Source organism: Ruminococcus sp. AM26-12LB (assembly GCF_003480785.1).
Classification (GTDB): domain Bacteria; phylum Bacillota; class Clostridia; order Lachnospirales; family Lachnospiraceae; genus Blautia_A; species Blautia_A fusiformis.
Map to the genome: position 1 here is coordinate 1 of NZ_QUJX01000030.1, position 17013 is coordinate 17013.

The following is a 17013-nucleotide window of genomic DNA, read 5'->3' on the forward strand; positions in this document are numbered from 1 at the left end:
TTGCAATCTTTTGGAATACTATGTTCTAACTAAATGGCATTGGCCCGCTTTTCCCCCTCGCACTCCCCCTTTCCGGGCACGCTATATTGTCGTACGCTGTGGAAATGTGTTAATGTATTGGCACGGCGATGTATTCTACGGTATTGATAATGCTACGCTACACCGATGTATTCATCCTGCTCCGCTGTGTTCCTCTATATTCCTATGTATTGATATCTCATCCCGGCGCCACTGCATTGCCACAACAACTCACCTCCAAGTCGACAGCGAAACGCCTCGACCCATTCTTCCCCGGCAGACCACAGGGAAACTCTGCCTTTCGTCCCAGTCATCCAGCGTAGCGCTGATGACTCATCCAACTCCCGGGAAAACACCACCATTCCCACTCTGAACCAAATCCCCTCTCCGCCAGCCACATTTTCTCCATCCCCTTCCCTCCTCACCTGTAATCCCTCCCGCCATCGCCACTCTATCCCTTCCGCCCTGAAATACCAGCCCGTGAGGTGTGTGCTGCCTGTCGGCGGACTCTGCAGGAGGGGTGCTGATTCTTAGCCGGTGGAAATCTGCGTTGCTTCAAAAATTCTCGCTGTCTGAGCGGCTTCAGACGCGAGTTCGAGAATTTTTAAAGCGCTTTTAGCAGATTTTCAGCGGCTTAGAAGTCAGCCCCCGACGAAGCCCCGCCGACAGGCAGCACACACCTCACGGGCGTCCGTATATCCATATCCATCCTTGCCCTTCCCACACCCAATATTGTATAATCACCTCATACAACATTCCATCCCATTTTGTGACCCAAAATTGCGTTTTTGTTGAATAACCCAAAAACAGGAGGCCACCCAAATGAAAAACGATTCCAAAGAAACCCAAACCCAGCACACCCTCTCCGTCTACTTCTGCGGCCAGGAAGACTGCGGTCCGAACCACTCCTTCGGCCCGGCCATGCGCCCACACTACCTTCTCCACGTGATCTTCCACGGCAAAGGCATCTACCAGTGCAGCGGCCACACCTATCATCTGAAAGCAGGCGACGCCTTTCTCATCCGTCCAATGGACTCCATCTACTACCGCGCCGACACCTCCGACCCCTGGAGCTACGCCTGGGCAGGCTTTGACGGCTCCGCCTGCAAAGAAATCCTGAAACAAACCGTATTTTCCGACACCCCAATCTTCACCCCGGAAACACCCTCCCGGCAAAACAGCCTCCTCACCCACATGCAAAGCCTACTTGACACCTTTTCCGAAAACAACGGAAACGACCTTGCCTCCACAGGAAACCTCCTCCTGATACTATCCGACATGCAAAAAAAGCCCTCCGAAAGCAGGACCGACATCTCAAACCTGTACTTTCAGAAAGCCACCGAATACATCAGAAACAACTATGCCTACCCCATCCAGATCTCAGACGTGGCACACTACGTAGGAATCGACCGTTCCTATCTTTACCGAATCTTCATGGAACATGAAAACACCTCCCCAAAACAATATCTCCTGAAACACCGCCTCCAGATGGCAACCCAGCTTCTCTGCTCCTCCTCCTGCACCATCACAGAAGCAGCTCTCTCCTGCGGCTTCCGGGACGCTCCCTCCTTCTGCAACTACTTCCGCCAGGGAACCGGCTACACCCCAAAGGAATTCCGCAAAGCCTACAGCGGAACCATCTACACCTGACCAGACACCCGTACTCCGTCCTTTACCAGCCGGTCGAAAGATGATAGCTCCTAATCGCAGTTATAACAGCAGACCGAAACAATTCCATAACAGCAAAAAAAGACGGAAACCATCCCGCAGACTCTGCAAATGATCTCCGTCTTTTATTTTCCGGAAAAAAAATGCTTGATAAACACATACAAAACAATAATAAAAGCAAACACATAGCCGAAGGCACCCAGAGCCGGAATCCCCCACAGCTTCGGCTTCATATCTGTAGTGCAGATAATGCTGGAACTGATCAGAAGCGCCATCACCCACAGCCCCATCACAATATTCCGCACCAGCCGCCGCAAAAGCCACGCCAGATCATCCGAAGCATGAAGATCCAGATTGATCTTTGTCTGCCCCTTCATACAGCCCTGAAGGAAATCCGCCGCCAGAGAAGGAATATCCACTGCACGTTTCAGCGACCAGGCAAGATTTTTTCCTTCTTTTTTGATCTCACGCTTCCAGTTCCCATTGCTGAACAGCTGCTCCTTGAGCCTTGCCGCAGCAATCTGTGTCATATTGATGTCCGGACATATATCAGCCAGAACCCCCTCCACATGAGTCAGCCCCCTTGCAAGCATAGTCAGTCCGTGAGGCATCATGATCTTATTTTCTTTCATGACCTCCATCAGGTCCACCATCACTTCAGCCACATCAATGTTCCCCATATCCGCAGTACCATATTTCTCCATAAGTCCGCGGATATCCTCATAAAGCTTGCTGGAATCCGGTTTGCCTTTAAACTCCCCAAGAGCCAGGACCGCATCCTGGATCTTGCCGATGTTGTTCATGGCAACCCCCTCAATAGCTTCTGCGATCAGCTGACGATCGTGCTCTGTAAGCCGTCCCATCATTCCCATATCGATCCAGACAATCTTTCCATCCTGGATCCGCACGTTTCCCGGATGTGGATCCGCATGGAAAAAGCCATCCTCCATCACCTGTTTGATGAAATTATCCACATATTTCGTTCCGACCTCATTAAGATCATAACCATTGGCCAGAAGCGCAGCCTTGTCATTGACGGCAAAACCGTCAATATATTCCATCACAAGAATATGCGGCGAAATATACTCACGGTAGAGGATCGGTACTTTCACAAAAGCCACATCTTTGTTCTTTTTTGCAAATTCTGCCATGTTTGCAGCTTCCGTCAGGAAATTCATCTCCTCCTGGGTCACAGTCCACAGTTCACTTAAAACCATGTTCAGATCCACCATGCCCTTAATACTCACCGGCGGCATCAGGCGCACTGCTTTATGCATCAGGCCGATATCCCTGGCCATGGTCTCATAGATTCCTTTTCGCTGAACCTTGATCACAACCTCTTCACCTGTTTTCAGCGTGGCCCGATGCACCTGGGCAATCGATGCTGCTCCCAGAGGTTTCTGCTCAATATGCTGAAATTCTGCCTGCCACGGACAGCCCATGGACTCTTCCAGTACCTCGATCACCTGGGAAAAAGGCATCGGCGGTACCTCTGAGCAGAGCTTCATCAGCTCGTCACAGTAGCGTTTCGGCAGAATATCGGAACGAAGAGACATGATCTGACCCAACTTAATATAAGTTGGGCCCAGATCTTCCAGTATGAGCCGGAGCTTCTCAGGAGAAACACCACGGGTAATGGCATGCTTTTTCAAAACGGCTGTGATCTCTCTCAGCCGTTCTCCATATCCGCCTTTCTCTTTTTTCTCCTTTTCTTCTCTGCCCATAAACTTCTCCATTTACTGCTTCGTCTGCGTTGTCGTTTAGTCAAGCGGATATTTGCGATCCGCAGTCGGTTACTCTGCTGCCTGTTCTTCGCTCCCGGTATCTTCTGCATTTTCTGTTTCCGCAGAAGCTTCCTGTACAGCTTCCTCTGCCGGTTCTTCTGCTGTCTCGGCTTTCTCCTCAGCAGCCTCGGCCTGCATGCGCTCGATCTGCGCCTTCACAGCAGCCAGCTGCTCCGGTGTCAGCCTGGAAATCGTTGCCTTCAGTTCTTCCTGATCATTCTTTCTGGCTGCAGATTCCTTTACAGAATCAGCAGCTGTCTTAACCGTTGATTTGATGTTATGCTTCAGCTCCTGATTAAGAACCTTACCCTGTTCAACCGTAAGCTCACCCTTTTTTACCAGTTCATCCAGGATTTCTTTGGATTTCTCTGCTGTCACTGCTGCTGTACCAATACCCACCAGTAAAATTTTCTTCAGTCCTTCACCTAATTCCATAATATTTTCTCCTTTCCTAAAACCGGCAGCTGCCGGACCATCACATCACAGTCCGACACCAGACCCTATCCTGAAACAAAAGTTTTCTGTTCCTGTCATATTCCCAGAAAAACAAGTCCCTTGGGAACAAAAATGATCAGTCCGACGATCGCTGCCATGATCGCTGCGATCAGTACTGCTCCGGCCGCTGTGTCCTTGGCGATCTTTGCCAGTGGGTGACGTTCCTCTGTGACCAGATCCACAACAGCTTCCACTGCCGTATTCACCAGCTCCAGCGCCATCACCATTCCGAACAGCCCCAGGCAGATGCACCACTCTGTCACGGAAATCCCAAGGATCAGTCCTACGATCACCACAAGCGCTGCCACCATACAGTGGATCTTCATATTTCTTTCCTTGCGGATGCAGGTAAAAATCCCCTGAAACGCATATCCGAAGCTTTTATACAGCGGATCCTTCTTTCTGCCTGCCATGTTCCTCACCTGATTTCCTGTTTGAATTATTCCCTCCAACGGGAAGTATGGGATTATTATAACAAGTTTGTAGTAATATTTCCAGTATTCCGGAAAATTTATGAATATTTAAGGAGTATATGTGGTTATTCACAGATAACTGTTCAAGCGGATAAAAACATCCGCATTCAGTTAAACCACACATACTCCTGATCCTGTTGCATATTCTGTAAAATTTCCGGATATCCTGAATTATTTTTCCAGATATATATACAGATGTCACATATTATTCCACATTTTTCAGCGCTTCATCCATGGGCACATGACGGATCCTCCGGAATTCCAGCACTGCTACCACTGCATAGGCTGTGATTCCGATCGCTGTCATTTTCACATAGATCATGGGATCCACCCACATGGTGATCCATCCCGAAATACTGGAAAGCATCATCTCGCGGAACAGCACTTCCATGATCTGCCGTTCAACCGGAAGGCTTAACAGCAGGCAGAACACCACCACAAATGATGTGGAAAGTATATACAAACGGCTGATCTCACCATTTGTATAACCCAGGATCTTGGTCATGGAAATCGACTGGGCATTTTTTTCGATGATGACCTTGGAAAGCAGATAGATCACCACCAGGAAAATGATCACGGAAAATCCATACATCATTCCCATCATATCTCCCATGGAGACATCCAGCTGCCTGGATATTTTTGTAAGAGCTTCCAGATCAATGACAGAGCCGATATATTTTGAAGGGATGTCCCGGATCTCTGTATCAGAGAAATATCCTCCAAAATAATCATCTCCAAGATCAAACGCCTCATTCAGTTTATCTCTTTCCATAAATACACAGAGGCTTGCCGCATAATCATAGATTCCATCTACTTTAAAGGAATACTCATCCTTCTCGTATTTTTCCTTCAGAGTTATGGTGTCGCCCTCCTTGATCCGGAATTTGTCCGCATAGGCACTGGAAATATAAACACCGTCTCCCGAAAGATCCGCCTGGATATACCGGCTGTCAGGCTCCACACCGTAAAAAGCGATCTCCTCACTTTTATATTTACCAGGCATGGTATTCAAAGAATACGCAGAAAATTTTTCCGCATCTTTATTGTCCGTTCTGATATCCGTATAATATTCCAGAAGAGAATTCATGGCATCCTCTTTATTCCCAGAATAGGCACTTGCCGGAACCGAAAGTATGTACTGGTATTTCGCCAGCATATTCTCCTGGATCTCCATCTGATAATGATCCAACGTAGACGGCAGGAGCATGCCGAAAAACAGCAGCAGATTTGCAAAAATGACTCCCACAAACAGCACCAGATAACTGCTGACATTCTGAAAGATCACCCGGAGGCGAAACCTGGAAAAAATTCCTATCTTCGGGCTTAAATACACTGCACGTTTCTGTTTTTTACCAGAAAAATCCCTTCGCAGGAGCTTCAGAGGCGAAAGCTGCAGGCGGTACCTGAGCACCGCATGATCGATCAGTATCATAATGATGACCGGAACTACGGTTGTAAGAAGAAAGGCATCTGCATTCCATACGGTCACATAAGTCGGCAGACTATAGCTCCCGTAATACATGTCTGCACATACACCCTTAAATACGGTATATCCAAGAATATTTCCGATCAGGGCACCAGCCAGCGTGACCAGAACCGGAAGCGTCATATAATGAAGGATCAGCTCCCGTCTGGTATAACCGGATGCACGTAACGTACCGATAACACCGGCTTCCTTTCGGATCGTATTGCTGATGGTAATTCCAAACACAAAAGCCATGATCACGATCACAATATAAAGAAGCGTGATGACCATTGCCCTGTCTCCGCCCATATCATCGCCGGTGAAAATGATCGCCTGGTTAAGATAACGTGGGACAAAGGTTTCCAGAGCTACCACTTTGCCAATGTCTTCCATGAGATTTTCGGAAACTTTCTTCTCCTCTTTTTCGTTCTTTGGCTGATGATCATATATCCATGCATAATTGTACCGGAGCTTTTCCTGATCCAGGTTTTCAAATTCCTCCGGGGCTACGATCGCCACACCAAACTTTACAGAATCAAACATGGAATCATTATTATTCTGAAACAGGGCACTGTAATCCGAAAGTGCCACCAGGCCTGTGATCTTCCAGGATTTTTCACCTCTGATCAGGGTATCTCCTACCTTAAGACTGTTGTTATCCGCATACATACGGTCAATGGCGATCTCACCCTGCCCTGACGGCATTTCTCCCTTCATCAGGCAGACCTTATTCACCTTCTCACGGTTTTTAAAAAAACGCATGGTGCTTCCGTTATCCAGATCTTCTTCTATATAGTAGTTCTCATAAAGCTTAACACCGGCAGCTTCAATATCCTTCCACTGAGAACTGTAAATCTTTTCCGCAGTACGGAAATTTCCGTTTTCGATATTATATTTATCAAAGCTCTCATTATAAGCCTTCAGCATGCTTCCATCGGCTACCAGAAAGCCGGACACAAACCCGATGGTCAGTACCATCAGCAGGAAAACCACCAGATATTTTCCAAATTCCCCCTTCAGTTCCCTGGGGATACGTTTACGTAAAGGATTCTTCATAATGCCCCCTTACCATTCCAGGTCAGCAGCCGGAATCTTCTGCTCATTCTGATAGTTTCTGCGGATCATCCCGTCACGAAGCTTTACCACACGGTCTGCCATATCCTTGATGGCATCGTTATGAGTAACCATGACTATAGTATTTCCGTATTTGTGATTGACTGTTTCGATCAGCTTCAGGATTTCCTTGGAGGTGTTGTAGTCCAGAGCGCCGGTAGGCTCATCACAAAGCAGGATATCCGGATTTTTTACAATGGCACGTCCAATAGCAGTTCTCTGCTGCTGACCTCCCGAAAGCTGGTTCGGAAGCTTCCGCTGATGTTCATAAAGTCCCAGTGTCTCCAGCAGTTCATCCACATCCAGCGGTCTGTCACTTAAATAAGCACCAACTTCAATATTCTCTCTCACAGTCAGATTGGGGATCAGATTATACATCTGAAAAATATATCCCAGATGTTTTCTGCGGTAGAGGGAAAGCTTCTTTTCCTTCATATCCTCCAGCTGTTCTCCCTGAATGGTAATGCTTCCTGCATCTGCTCCGTCAATGCCGCCAATAATGTTTAGCAGCGTGGATTTCCCGGAACCGGACGGCCCCAGAAGCACACAAAATTCTCCCTTTTCAATCTCAAGATCGATCCCCTTCAGAACATCTACATGGCTCTCTCCTGCCCCGAAGGATTTTTTGATTCCTTTTATCTCCAGAAACATAAACCGCTCCTTCCATTCCTATACAGTTCTTCTTTATATATGAATATACATATATGTTAGTCTGAACTTACTCTTTTGTCAAGAAGCAGACTTATTTTCGTATTTTTTCCATATATCTATATGCGCTGTACCGGTCCGGCTCTTGCCAAAATCCAGTAAAACGTATATAATGTGGGAGTATCTGTATATTTTTAACCAAATAATCTTATTTTTAAAGGAGTGAATATTGAAAGTGGACCCCAGCGACACTTACCAGATAATCATATTACTTATTCTGCTGGCATTGTCAGCCTTTTTCTCATCTAACGAAACCGCGCTGATGTCGGTAAACAAGATCCGTCTCCGCTCTCTTGCAGACGAGGGAAACAAGCGTGCAGCCATGGCTCTCGATATCCTGGAGAACCAGACGCCCAAGCTTCTCAGTGCGATTCTCATCGGAAACAACATTGTGAACATTTCGGCTTCTTCCCTTGCAACCACACTTGCATACAGCTTTGGCGGCTATATGGTCAGCATCGTGACGGTGATCCTGACGGTTCTGATCTTGATCTTCGGTGAGATTACCCCCAAGAACTACGCAACCATTAACTCTGAAAAGATCACCCTCCGCTATATCCCGGTCTTTAAATTTCTTATGACTATCATGACACCGGTGATCTTTATCATCAATCTCTTTTCAAGAGGTGTGATGCGCCTGATGCGTGTGGATCCGGATGCAGCCAGCAAGGCCATGACCGAGGAGGAGCTTCGTACTATCGTGGACGTCAGCCATGAGGACGGTGTCATTGAATCCGACGAAAAAGAAATGATCTACAATGTGTTTGATCTTGGAGATGCCACAGCCAAGGATATCATGGTTCCAAGAGTACATGTTACCTTTGCGGATGTGGAATCCACTTATGATGAGCTGATCGATATTTTCCGCGAGGATAAGTTCACACGTCTGCCGGTTTATAAGGACAGCCAGAACAACATTGTGGGAATCATCAACATGAAGGATCTTCTTCTTTACGACAAAAATGAGGAATTTGTTATCGATCATTTCCTCCGAAAGCCGCATTTCACTTACGAAACAAAAAGCATTTCCGATCTTCTTGTGGAAATGAAGGACTCCACCTTCAACATTGCCATTGTGCTGGATGAATACGGTGATATGGCCGGACTGATCACACTGGAGGATATCCTGGAGGAGATCGTGGGTGAGATCCATGACGAATACGATGAGAAGGAGGACGAGCTTGTCCAGAAGATTTCCGACCGGGAATATATCATCGAAGGTTCCATGCATCTGGATGACGTAAATGATCATCTGGATACGGAACTGGATTCCGAGGATTATGATTCCCTGGGTGGATTTATCATCGAACATCTGGATCGTCTGCCTGTTGCCGGTGACGAAGTGATCACAGAGGACGGAATCCGTCTGATCGTAGAAAAGCTGGATAAAAACCGTATCGAGAAAGTGCATGTCTACCTTCCGGAAAAAGATCCTGAAACACGGGATAATACCGAATCCTGAGTAAGCAGGCTCCAGCTCCGTAACAAGAAACAGCTGATGTACCGAAAAAATATTTAATACTTAATATCATCCATATCGGAACTGTTATCGTAATCCCCGGCTCACCCGTTGAGCCATCAGGATTTTTGATTGACAGTTCCGATATTTTATATTATAATGATAGAAAATTTTTATCCATATTTACTAAATGCAATGACAGGGAGTAGTACACAGTCTCCGGATGCACAGAGAGAAGATGGCCGGTGAGAATCTTCGTGACTGAACTGTGGAAGTAGCCCTCGAGCAGTGGACTGAACCATGGATCTTCATGCAGTAGGCTTCATCGTCATTCCCACGTTACAGGGAGGCAGTATAATTTTGTACTGGCAGAGAGCAGAGTTTTACCTCTGAAAACAGGTGGTACCGCGGAATCATCCGTCCTGAGCATATTTTATCCGATATGCCGGGACTTTTTTATTGGAAAAATTTCTCGCGACAGCCCTTATCTGCTTAACTTTTCACATCATCAAAGGAGGGAACCAATTCATGAAACAGATTTCCGGAAACAAATTGCTTGTAAAAGCCTTAAAAGAAGAAGGCGTTGATGTTCTGTTCGGCTATCCTGGTGCCTGCACCATTGATATCAGCGATGAATTATATAAACAGAGCGGCATTGACATCATTCTGCCACGTCACGAGCAGGCCCTTGTACACGAAGCAGATGCCTATGCCAGAACTACCGGAAAGGTTGGCGTATGTCTCGTTACCAGCGGTCCCGGAGCTACCAACCTTGTTACAGGTCTTGCAACTGCCAACTATGACAGTGTTCCGCTTGTATGCTTTACCGGACAGGTTGCCCGTCACCTCATCGGAAACGATGCGTTCCAGGAGGTTGATATTGTCGGGATCACCAGAAGCATCACAAAATACGGTGTTACCGTCCGCAACCGTGAGGATCTTGGACGTATCATCAAGGAAGCTTTCTATATCGCACGCACCGGACGCCCAGGCCCGGTTCTCATCGACCTTCCAAAGGATGTAATGGCCGAGCTGGGAAGTGCTGAGTATCCGAAGACCGTCAATATCCGTGGCTACAAGCCTAACACCAGCGTGCATATCGGACAGCTGAAGCGTGCCCTCAAAATGCTGCAGAAGGCCAAAAAACCTCTGTTTCTTGCTGGCGGCGGTGTGATCATTTCCCGCGCGCAGGAGATTTTTACCCAGGTTGTTGAGAAAACTCAGATCCCGGTTGTCACAACCGTCATGGGACGTGGCGCCATTTCCACAAAGAACCCTCTGTTTATCGGAAATCTTGGTATGCACGGCGCTTATGCCGCAAACATGGCAGTAAATGAATGCGATCTTCTGTTTTCCATCGGAACCCGTTTTAACGACCGTATCACAGGCAAGCTCCATGAATTTGCCCCACATGCACAGATCGTCCACATCGATATTGACACCGCTTCCATTTCCAGAAATATCCATGTAGACATCCCCATCGTTGCCGATGCAAAAGAGGCAATAACAAAAATGAATGAATATGTACAGGACTGTAATACCGGCAAATGGCTGAAGCAGATCCAGGAATGGAAGGAAGAGCATCCTCTTACCATGAAAGACCGTGGTATTATGGGACCGCTGGATATCATCGGCGAGATCAACCGCCAGTTTGACAAGGCCATTCTTGTTACCGATGTAGGTCAGCATCAGATGCTGGTGAGCCAGTATGCGGACATCACCGAGAACCGTCAGCTGATCATGTCCGGCGGACTTGGAACCATGGGTTACGGCCTTCCAGGTGCTATCGGTGCCAAGATCGGTAATCCGGATACACCGGTCATCTCCGTTTCCGGTGACGGCGGCATGCAGATGAACATTCAGGAGCTGGCTACCGCAGTTCTGGAGGAGCTTCCGATCATCTGCTGTATCTTTAATAATGAATATCTCGGAATGGTCCGCCAATGGCAGAAGCTTTTCTACGGAAAACGTTACGCCATGACAAATCTGAAGGCCGGTGCACTCTCCCGCCGCACAGACGGTCAGGAATATCCGGAATACACACCGGATTTCATCCGTCTCGCAGAGAGCTATGGGGCAAAGGGTATCCGCGTAACTGAGAAGGATCGGATCGCGGCCGCTTTCGAAGAGGCTAAGAAGAATACAAAAACTCCTACGATCATCGAATTTATCATTGATCCGGAGGAAATGGTTTACCCGATGGTCAAGCCGGGCGGCACCCTGGCTGATCTGATCATGGATTGTTAGGAGGAATGAATGATGGATAAAGGAATGAAAAAAAGATGGATCTCTCTCTATGTTGAAAACCAGGTCGGTGTTCTTTCCAAGATTTCCGGTCTTTTCTCCGGAAAGTCCTATAACCTGGACAGTCTTACAGTTGGAACAACGGAGGACCCAACAGTTTCCAGAATGACCATCGCCACAGTCAGCGATGATGAAACCTTTGAGCAGATCAAAAAACAGCTGAACCGTATGATCGAGGTGATCAAGGTTATTGATTTTACAGACGTGTTCGTTCGAATGAAGGAGATCCTTTACATCAAGGTAAAGGGCTGCTCCCCGGAAGATAAAGTAGAACTTTTCCAGATTGCTGAGACTTTCAAGGCACGTGTCATCGACTATGGAAAAGACAGCCTCCTTCTGGAATTCGTCCAGACCGCAACCAAAAATGACGCGGTCATCAAGCTTATCAAAGAAGAGTTCAAGCATATCGAAGTTGTCCGCGGCGGAAGTGTCGGAATTGAGTCCATCAGCATGATGGAGAGATAAAAGCGGAATAATACTCCGACAGAAAAACACGGGGCTGATGCTTTAACGATTAATAAATCGTGATTTTTACAGCCCCGAGTTTGTTCATATACATTCATTATTTCTGCATAAATTCAAGCGCTGCCTCTTTCGTCGGAATTGCAGGGATTCCGCCTCTCTTTTGCACACACAATCCAGCAACTGCATTTCCCAAAACAGCACACTTTTTGATTTCTTCCCATTCCATTTTTTCAACATTCTTATTCATAGAAAGGATACTGCATAATACGCCTCCCCAGAATGAATCACCTGCCCCAGTCGTGTCGACCGCATGTGTCTGAAATGCTTTGATGATTTCTTTTCTGCTTTTTGTTGCCATAAGAACGCCCTGTTCTCCCAATGTAATGGCAACCAGCTTTGGTCCCATGGCAAGGAGTTGATCTGCAGCCTGCTCATAACTTTTCGCCTCTGTCAACAGAGTACTCTCTTCATCTGATACCTTCATAACATCTACCAATTCTATGACAGATCTCATTTTTTTCACTGCATACTCTTTGCTCTTCCAAAGAGATGAGCGATAATTTGGATCATAGGAAGCAACTCTCCCAATGCCACGATATCAACTTTTTCTTCCATTTTTTAGTTCCTCTACAATCTCGTTATAACGTTTTTTATTTAACCGGTAGAAAAATAATACAACCGCAGTCACAATCCACAGTACACCCGGAATCGTCGTAAATGCATGTTTCATAATTGAAAGTACAGTTGCATTTTGTGTCTGATTTGCAATATAACCATATTTTCCAAGTAATCCTGCTAAAAGTGCTGTTCCAACTGCCATTCCGATTTTATTTCCAAGTGAAATAAATGCATACTGAAAACCGTCATTTCTAAGTCCGGTTTTCCACTCCCCATATTCCACACAGTCTGGAATAATTGCATAGATTGCGGTATTAAATCCAGAGAAGAAAAACTGTGTGAGACCAGATAATGCATAAAAAATAGCTGGTGATTCTTTGGCATTGAAGAAAAACATAGACAACATGGAAATTCCTGTAAATAAAGCAAAGAGAGATGCTGTTCTTCCTTTGTTATTCAACTTGCGGAATAATGGTTGAAAACAGGCTGCCCCGATGATAGAAGGAATAATGATGCACATCGAATAAGTTGTGTAGTAGGAGGCATTCCCTTCCACATATGTAAAATAATACAGAATATCTGCATTTCTACCATATAATGTAAATCCAAATAATATCTGTCCTGCCAATGCAAGAAGATATGGTCTGTTCTGCATGACTGCTTTCACCTGTATCTTTACAGAAATTTTTTCTTTTTCCGGAGTAATCACTGCCTCTTTCGTCTTCGCAAAGCAGAAGAAATGACAGGCTGTAAAAATACATCCATATATGACCGCAACCGTCAGATATCCTGTCTTTGCACTGTGACTGCCGAATTTGCTGAGCAGTGGAACTGTGATAATATTTAACACACCAATTGCAATCATCGCTGCAACCGAACGGGATGTATTTATTTTTGCACGTTCATCAATATCCTGTGTCATAGCACCACACAAGGTTCCATATGGAATATTCACACAGGTATACCCCAAAACCAGCAGACAATATGTAATTACCATATAAATGATCTTTCCATTCTGCGGCCAGTCAGGTCTTGCCCAGAATGTCATAACAAGAAGAATCGCTGTAATTGGTGCCGCTACTAACAGCCATGGACGGTACCGTCCCCATCTCGATTTTGTTTTATCCGTAAGTCCCCCGACGATTGGATCATTGATCGCATCCCAGAATCTTGAAAAAAGCATAAGTGCTGACACAGCCGCCATACTGATTCCGAACACGTCTGTATAAAATATCATCAGAAAATTACTGACGAACATCCAGCTAAAATTACATCCGACATCACCAAACCCATATGCAATCTTACTGATCAGCGGTACTTTTCCATTTTTGTTTTCGCTTCCCATATGTCCCTCCTATTTTTATCAGAGTTTCTGACAGAACTCTATTCTTTCCTCATTTGGTCCCTTGATCATAAAAAACTTCACACCATTTTCCCAAAATGGCAGTTCTTCGATTCCGTCTGTAATAATTGTGTATTTTTCATTGCAGATTTTCTGATACATACTTTCAATGTCTTCCACATCAAGTGCAACATGTTGGTATGCACCGTCTGACATTGCCGCCTGCCCATTTTCAAAAGTCTCTATACAGTAATTTTTTATCTGTAAAAATGCCACTTTTTCCCCTGCTTTTTCATTATAAGACTGCATAATTACTTCAAATCCAAGACTCTTATAAAACTCAACTGTTTTCTGCAAATCGTTTGTCAGAAGCCCGACATGGGCAACTCCGACAATTCCATATTTATTTTCCATACGAACTCCTTACTTTTCACTGACATTGATAATTACTTTCATCGTTGTCTCGCGGTTATCATCAATATACTGGTACGCCTTCAGATAATCTTTAAAAGCAAATGTCTTTGAGATGAGCGGTTTCAAATGAACTTTACCCTCATTTACCAGTCTGATTCCATCTATGTAATCATCATGGCGGTACATCATCGTGCTCTTAATGTCAAGTTCGTGGTCATTTGCCACTGCAAGATCTACTTCTGCCATTCCTGCAAAAACAGCCACCAGTACGATCGTGCTTCCTTTTCTTGCATATTTAATTGCCTGTCCCATTGTGATATTGTTTCCGGCACAGTCGTAGATCACATCTGCCTTATCCGGTCCAAATGCTTCGATCATTGCCTCACCGAAGTCTTTATTTTGGGTATTCACACACACATCAATTCCACATTCTTTTGCCTTTGCCAGTCTAAGATCACTGATATCTGTGATCATCACTTTCGCTGCCCCCATTCCTTTTGCTGCCTGTGCCACGAGATTTCCAATCGGTCCTGCTCCAAGGACTGCAATATTCATGCCAGCCACATCGCCCATCTGTTTTACACCATGAATTGCCACCGCAAGAGGTTCGATCATAGCTCCTTCTTCATAGGACATATCTTCTGGAATAGGTGTTACTTTCGATGCATCCACTGCAAAATACTCAGATGCTGTTCCTGTCGTCTGAAATCCCATTACTTTTAATTCCTCACAGAGATTATACTTTCCATGACGACATGGATAGCAATGTCCACAATATACCTGAGGCTCTATCGTCACCTTCTGTCCCACATGAAACTCTGTGACATTTTTTCCAAGTTCTGTAATCTCACCAGAAACCTCATGTCCCTGTGTTACCGGATATTTTGTAAACGGATGTTTTCCATGATAAACATGAATATCTGATCCACAAACACCAATATTCATAATCTTTACCAACACCTGATTTTCCTTTACCTCCGGAACCGGAACCTCTCTGAAAATAATTTCTCCTGGATTTGTCATTACCTGCTGTAACATAATTGTTTTCTCCTTTTTTATCATAATTGTTTCCTCCTTATTTACATTGTTTTATTTGATCTTTTATAAATTGTTTTATTAAAGCAATTACATTATTATCCTGTAAACACGATTTGTCAATATGTTTTTCATAATTTTATATATTTCATAATTTTAAAATAAATTTTTTGTGTATTTTTCACAATCAACACGAAAAAAACGGAAAGGAAACCGTAGTTACTGTTTTCTTTCCGTTTTTTACTATAATATCTTTTTCTAATTTTACACAACTTCTCGTTTTTCACACATATAAAGCGGACATCTGCATTCACTTTGCAACCTGTCAGTGGGAGCTTTTAACTCCAACAGAGTGAACATCCCCTTACCCAACGCTTGATGCCCTGCGCACCAGATGCGGTGGACTGCTTATCTGCGTTCAAAAAATTTACAATTCTGCCATATGTTTTGTAAAAAAGTATTTCGCGGCTCCAACAGCCGACGCTTCTTTCTTATACGAACAATTTTTTAAGTATGAAACATCATGCTCAAAGCCATTATATGCCATCACTTTTTCTCCCAGTGGTATCATATAATCTGACAATACACCTCCCACATCACCTCCGAGTATAATATCCATATCATATGCCATCCGCAGATTTGATATCAAAACAGCAAGATGATCCAGATACTCATTCCATGTCTGCAAATTTTTTTCATCACCACTTTCAATTTTTTCCATAAATGCATCCAGTGACTGCCTGTTATCTTGTGTCAGTACACTTGCAGCACAATATGCATCTGCACATCCTGCTTTACCACAATAACACTTTCTTCCACCGGGAACGAGTATCATGTGACCAAACTCACCTGCTTTCTGGTTCTGCCCTCGAAACAGCTTTCCATCTATGCAGAATGCGCCTCCTAAGGTGTGGTTCAAAGACAGATATATCGCATTTGGATACTTTTGCTTTTTTTCTGCAAGCATTGCAGCATTAGCATCGTTTTCAAAATATACTGGAATTTCCAAAGCCTGCTCTAAAAAGCGCAGACTATAATTCTCTATACCTAAAGCATGGGATTTTAAAACGATCCGTTCTTTCTGATCAATAATTCCCGGAATCGCCACTCCAATCCCAAGTAGCGTATCCTTCGCTAATTCGCCTTCAAGAAAAGTTTTGACCTTTTGTGCCACTTCTGTACAATAGGATAATTCTGCCGTAAATTTTAAACGGATGCGATCTTTTTTTATAATCTCATCTCCAAGATTTACTAATACCATTTCTATATGATTCGCTGTAATCAAAATTCCCATTGCATGACAGTATGACTTATTAATCCCTATACTTTTTGCCTTTCTTCCACCGGTCGAAGCATATTCCCCAGTTTCTTCCAACACCATTTTTTCTAACAAGTCATTCACATTTGCTAACACAGTCGGCATACTCAAATTTAAATCTTTTGCGATTCCCGCCTTGGATGTAACATGATTGTTCAGCACATAATTAATTATTCTTTTTCTTGTTATATTTTTTTTATCTTTATTTTCCGTTTTCTTACCCTCTTTTATTAAATATATTATAAAAGAATTATATGCTTTTTTATTCTTCTTGTAAAGCAATGTTTTTTGACACTCCCCACAGCTAAAGCAGGGGGATTCTTGCTTCTCCCAC

At 44.7% G+C, this 17013-nt stretch carries 14 protein-coding genes and 1 other annotated feature; of the genes, 4 read left to right on the plus strand and 10 right to left on the minus strand.

Annotated elements, in window-relative coordinates:
• The first annotated feature begins 840 nt into the window (after positions 1 to 840).
• Positions 841 to 1668 carry an AraC family transcriptional regulator gene (locus DW694_RS16130; RefSeq protein WP_118753324.1) on the plus strand — a complete coding sequence of 276 codons (828 nt, stop codon included), beginning with the start codon at positions 841 to 843 and terminating at the stop codon, positions 1666 to 1668.
• A gap of 143 nt (positions 1669 to 1811) precedes the next feature.
• Here the strand turns inward: DW694_RS16130 and DW694_RS16135 are convergent, their stop codons facing one another.
• The 5 genes from DW694_RS16135 to DW694_RS16155 form a co-directional block, all read right to left on the minus strand.
• A complete protein-coding gene (locus DW694_RS16135; RefSeq protein WP_118753325.1) occupies positions 1812 to 3410 on the minus strand; it encodes an AarF/UbiB family protein in 1599 nt (532 codons plus the stop codon).
• 69 nt (positions 3411 to 3479) lie between these two features.
• Positions 3480 to 3905 (minus strand): hypothetical protein, encoded by a 426-nt coding sequence (locus DW694_RS16140; protein ID WP_180211336.1) that lies wholly within the window; start codon positions 3903 to 3905, stop codon positions 3480 to 3482.
• A gap of 95 nt (positions 3906 to 4000) precedes the next feature.
• On the minus strand, positions 4001 to 4378 hold the full coding sequence (locus DW694_RS16145) for a diacylglycerol kinase family protein (RefSeq protein ID WP_059086765.1): 378 nt from the start codon (positions 4376 to 4378) through the stop codon (positions 4001 to 4003).
• Between the two features lie 265 nt (positions 4379 to 4643).
• The gene (locus tag DW694_RS16150; protein WP_118753326.1) at positions 4644 to 6959 is read right to left on the minus strand and encodes an ABC transporter permease; all 2316 of its coding nucleotides are present in this window, start codon (positions 6957 to 6959) and stop codon (positions 4644 to 4646) included.
• A gap of 9 nt (positions 6960 to 6968) precedes the next feature.
• The gene (locus tag DW694_RS16155; protein ID WP_118753327.1) at positions 6969 to 7667 is read right to left on the minus strand and encodes an ABC transporter ATP-binding protein; all 699 of its coding nucleotides are present in this window, start codon (positions 7665 to 7667) and stop codon (positions 6969 to 6971) included.
• A 232-nt stretch (positions 7668 to 7899) separates the two neighbouring features.
• On the opposite strand from DW694_RS16155, the gene DW694_RS16160 reads away from it, so the two are divergent.
• From DW694_RS16160 to ilvN, 3 genes are all read left to right on the plus strand, one after another.
• On the plus strand, positions 7900 to 9186 hold the full coding sequence (locus DW694_RS16160; protein ID WP_110104213.1) for a hemolysin family protein: 1287 nt from the start codon (positions 7900 to 7902) through the stop codon (positions 9184 to 9186).
• A gap of 183 nt (positions 9187 to 9369) precedes the next feature.
• Positions 9370 to 9611 (plus strand) — a binding site (T-box leader).
• Between the two features lie 100 nt (positions 9612 to 9711).
• Positions 9712 to 11430, plus strand: coding sequence for a biosynthetic-type acetolactate synthase large subunit (gene ilvB, locus DW694_RS16165; protein ID WP_118753328.1), 1719 nt, complete (start codon positions 9712 to 9714; stop codon positions 11428 to 11430).
• A 12-nt stretch (positions 11431 to 11442) separates the two neighbouring features.
• Complete coding sequence (gene ilvN, locus DW694_RS16170) at positions 11443 to 11952, plus strand: acetolactate synthase small subunit (RefSeq protein WP_015526065.1); 510 nt, start codon at positions 11443 to 11445, stop codon at positions 11950 to 11952.
• Positions 11953 to 12049: 97 nt separating this feature from the next.
• On the opposite strand, the gene DW694_RS16175 is transcribed toward ilvN, so the two are convergent.
• The 5 genes from DW694_RS16175 to DW694_RS16195 all read right to left on the minus strand — a co-directional run bounded on the left by DW694_RS16175 (position 12050) and on the right by DW694_RS16195 (position 16841).
• A complete protein-coding gene (locus DW694_RS16175; RefSeq protein ID WP_084449190.1) occupies positions 12050 to 12541 on the minus strand; it encodes a PfkB family carbohydrate kinase in 492 nt (163 codons plus the stop codon).
• Between the two features lie 9 nt (positions 12542 to 12550).
• Positions 12551 to 13915 (minus strand): MFS transporter, encoded by a 1365-nt coding sequence (locus DW694_RS16180; protein WP_118753329.1) that lies wholly within the window; start codon positions 13913 to 13915, stop codon positions 12551 to 12553.
• Positions 13916 to 13933: 18 nt separating this feature from the next.
• Positions 13934 to 14326, minus strand: coding sequence for a VOC family protein (locus DW694_RS16185; RefSeq protein WP_118753330.1), 393 nt, complete (start codon positions 14324 to 14326; stop codon positions 13934 to 13936).
• Positions 14327 to 14335: 9 nt separating this feature from the next.
• Positions 14336 to 15364 (minus strand): alcohol dehydrogenase catalytic domain-containing protein, encoded by a 1029-nt coding sequence (locus DW694_RS16190; RefSeq protein ID WP_118753331.1) that lies wholly within the window; start codon positions 15362 to 15364, stop codon positions 14336 to 14338.
• Positions 15365 to 15788: 424 nt separating this feature from the next.
• Entirely contained in the window at positions 15789 to 16841 is a 1053-nt protein-coding gene (locus tag DW694_RS16195; RefSeq protein WP_118753332.1) for an ROK family protein, read from the minus strand.
• Positions 16842 to 17013: the final 172 nt, after the last annotated feature.